We start from the raw sequence: 3,493 nt of genomic DNA on the forward strand, positions 1-3,493 counted from the left end.
GGGCAGACCAGCGGACACCTCCTGCCCGCACACCAGCCGAAAGCCCAGAACCCGCCCTCGGAGAACTTCGAAATCCCGTCGGTGGATCAAGGCTTAGCCTCGCCGTTTCACTTGGGTACGACTGGCTTTGAGGCGGAAACGCGAAAGTGCCTTCCTGACCTGGGACGATGAACCTTGCTGAGGGGTTCTGTCGGTCCAGGCGGAGGGCACTTTCTACGTGCAGACTATCGGGTTGCGTCCCAAGGTTCGTGTCAGTGCCGATGGTTCGGGGGTGGTCGGGCATGCCGGAGCACGGTTGCTGACGGATCTTGCTGATGCCACCGGGCTGACCGCTGCGTACTCCGCCGCTCTCCGGCCGCTTCGGCCGCGCGGGACCGGGCACGACCCGGGCCGGGTCGCCACCGATCTCGCGGTGATGCTCGCCGACGGCGGTGAGGCGATCGCGGATCTGGCCGTGTTGCGGGACCAGGGCGAGGTGTTCGGCCCGGTCGCATCCACGCCCACGGCTTGGCGATTGCTCGCCGACACCGACGAGGCTGCACTCGCTTCGCTGCGAGCGGCCCGCGCTTCGGCCCGGGAAGTCGCCTGGATGCAGGCCGCCGAGACCGGCGAGGGCATACCTGCCGCTCGGGCCGGCGGACAAGAACTTCCCGGCCTGGTCCTGGATCTCGACGCCACGCTGGTCGCTTGTCACTCGGAAAAGGAACAGGCCGCCCCGACCTATAAGGGGGCTTCGGCTTCCATCCGCTGCTGTGTTTCCTTGCGAACACCGGCGAGGCCGTGTCGGGGCGGATGGCGTCCAGCCAGGTGGTGTAGGGGATCAAGCCACCGGAATCCGCAGGCCAGGGAAGGTGGCCCCGCTCGATCGGGTGTCCAACTCGTCTTACCGGCACGCTTCGTGGGCTGTCGCCAACAGGCAGATCGCCGTGGGCCTCGAACCGGAACGCGCAGCGCTTGATCCCCTACACCACGTCGCGGGACACGACCTCGGGGCGGCTGCGGCCCGGGAACTCCGGAGCCAACACGGCCGCTGATCACGTTGTGGTGCTCGACCAGGCACTCGCGCAGATCCCCGACGCACACCGGCACGGCACCGACATCCTGGTCCGCGCCGACAGCGCCGGATCCGCGAAAGCCTTCCTCACCCACATCCGCGACCTGCGGAAACGAGGAATCCGTACCTTCTTCTCGGTCGGATACGCCATCAGCGAGCCCGTCCGCCGCGCGATCCGCTCGGTGCCCGACCACCTCTGGCATCCCGCCCTGGACCAGGACGGGACGCTGCGTGATGGCGCAGAGGTTGCCGAGCTGACCGGCATGGTCGATCTGGACGGCTACCCGGCCGGCACCCGCATCATCGTGCGCCGCGAGCGGCCACACCCCGGAGCCCAGCTGTCCCTGTTCGATCAGGACGAGGGCCTGCGACATCAGGTGATCCTCACCGACACCCCGTACACCGGTGGTGGCTCCGCCCAGTTACTCGAGGTCCGCCACCGCGGGCATGCCACAGTCGAGGACCACATCCGGTGCGGTAAGACCGCCGGCTTCGGCCGCTTCCCCTCCCGCGGCTTCGGCGTCAACGCCGCCTGGCTCGAACTCAGCCTCGCGGCGATCGACCTGCTGGCCTGGACGCGCGTCCTGCTGCTGGACGCGGAGCTGGCCACTGCCGAGCCGAAGAAGCTCCGCTACCGGCTGCTGCACGTTGCTGCCCGCCTCACCCGCGGCGGCCGACGCCTGCGCTTGCGGATATCGGCGACCTGGCCATGGAGAAACGAACTGGTCGCGGCCTTCCACCGTCTCGCCGCACTGCCCCTTCCCGCCAGCTGACCAGCAACTACCCTGCCCTCCCACGACCCGAAGGACTCCGGAGAACCCGACCACCGTGCCGGGATTCCGCCATGTCCGAACACCGATTTAGCGTCGGTCAGCCCGCAGTTGTCCCTCAGCGACGCTTCATCGCCCCAACCGAAACGGCGAGAGCGTGTCTGAAAGATCGTGTAAGTCCGTGATGTGACAGGCTGACCGGAGCCCAGGCTCGGGCCCTGGTCAGCCGGGACGGACACAGCATGACGGACAACGAGAACACCTCGGCTGTCGAATCGGTCGAGGAGAGGCTGGTGGACGAGGTCGTCGAGCGTCTGATGGACCGCGCCGACGCCTCCGGAGCCGCTCTGCTGGGCGAGGGCGGGCTGCTGACCGAGGTCACTCGGGCCGTGCTCGAGCGAGCCCTGGACGCCGAAATGAGCGAACATCTCGGCTATGAGAAGCACGATCCGGCCGGCCGCGGCTCGGGCAACAGCCGTAACGGGACCTCACCGAAGACCGTGCTGACCGACGCCGGCGCGGTCACCGTGGCCATTCCCCGGGACCGCAACGGCTCCTTCGAGCTGAAGCTCGTGCCCAAGCACGCGCGGCGGCTGGCGGGCTTCAACGAGCAGATCCTGTCCCTGTATGCCCGCGGCATGTCGGTGCGGGACATCCGCTCCCACCTGGCCGGCATGTACGGCGTCGAGGTCTCCCCGGACCTGATCAGCAAGGTCACCGACGCGGTCGCCGACGAGCTCGCCGCCTGGAACAACCGCCCGCTGGACGCCGTCTGGCCAATCATCTACATCGACGCACTGTGGATCAAGATCCGGTCAGGATCCGTCGCCTCCAAGCCGGTCTACCTCGCCGTCGGCGTCGACATGGACGGCTGCAAAGACGTCCTTGGCCTGTGGGTCGGCGACCAGGGCGAAGGCGCCACGACCTGGATGACGGTGCTGTCCGAACTACGCAACCGCGGAATCGACGACGTCTGCATCGTCGCCTGCGACGGCCTCAAGGGCCTGCCGGACGCGGTCACCGCGACGTGGCCCAGGGCCACCGTCCAGACCTGCGTGATCCACTTGATCCGGGCATCACTGCGGCTGGCGGCCAAGCAGCACCATCCGGCGGTGGTGTCGGCGCTCAGGGCCATCTACACCGCGCCGACCGAACAGGCCGCCGAGCAGGCCCTCGCGGACTTCACCGCATCGGAGTTGGGCCAGCGTTACCCGGCCGTCGTGCGCACCTGGCGGGCAGCCTGGAGCGAGTTCACGCCCTACCTGGCCTTCCCGCCCGAGATAAGGAAGGTCGTGTATTCGACAAACCTGATCGAGTCGATCAACGCGCGGCTTCGCAAGACCACCCGCAACCGCGGGCACTTCCCCTCCGAACAGGCCGCACTGAAGGTGCTCTACCTCGCCGTCCGCGAGCTGATCGCCCCCAAGGCCCGCGACGTCAACCACGTCGCGGCACACTGGAAGAAGGCGCTGAACCAGTTCTCACTCTTTTTCGAGGACCGGCTCAACACCACGTGACCCCCGAGGACTTACACAAAGTCACTGACACGCCCAACGGCGAGGCTAGTGCGTTGTGCAAAGGGAGTCCCTGTTCGATGAGCAGGGGCTTCTTCGTGTGCGGGGCATGATCGGCCGGGGGTAGGGGCAGGCAGCGGGCGGCTTGTTGTGGA

1 protein-coding gene and 2 pseudogenes are annotated in these 3,493 nt (G+C 67.6%); all 3 read left to right on the forward strand.

The window, feature by feature from the left end:
• Positions 1-187: 187 nt before the first annotated feature.
• Positions 188-795 (forward strand): annotated as a pseudogene (locus ABZ453_RS50790) (transposase); the annotation flags it as partial.
• 192 nt (positions 796-987) lie between these two features.
• Positions 988-1,827: pseudogene (locus ABZ453_RS50795) on the forward strand (transposase); the annotation flags it as partial.
• Positions 1,828-2,066: 239 nt separating this feature from the next.
• On the forward strand, positions 2,067-3,341 hold the full coding sequence (locus ABZ453_RS50800; protein ID WP_359026822.1) for an IS256 family transposase: 1,275 nt from the start codon (positions 2,067-2,069) through the stop codon (positions 3,339-3,341).
• The last annotated feature ends 152 nt before the right edge of the window (positions 3,342-3,493 follow it).

It is taken from the genome of Streptomyces sp. NPDC005799 (assembly GCF_040630525.1).
Classification (GTDB): domain Bacteria; phylum Actinomycetota; class Actinomycetes; order Streptomycetales; family Streptomycetaceae; genus Streptomyces; species Streptomyces griseorubiginosus_B.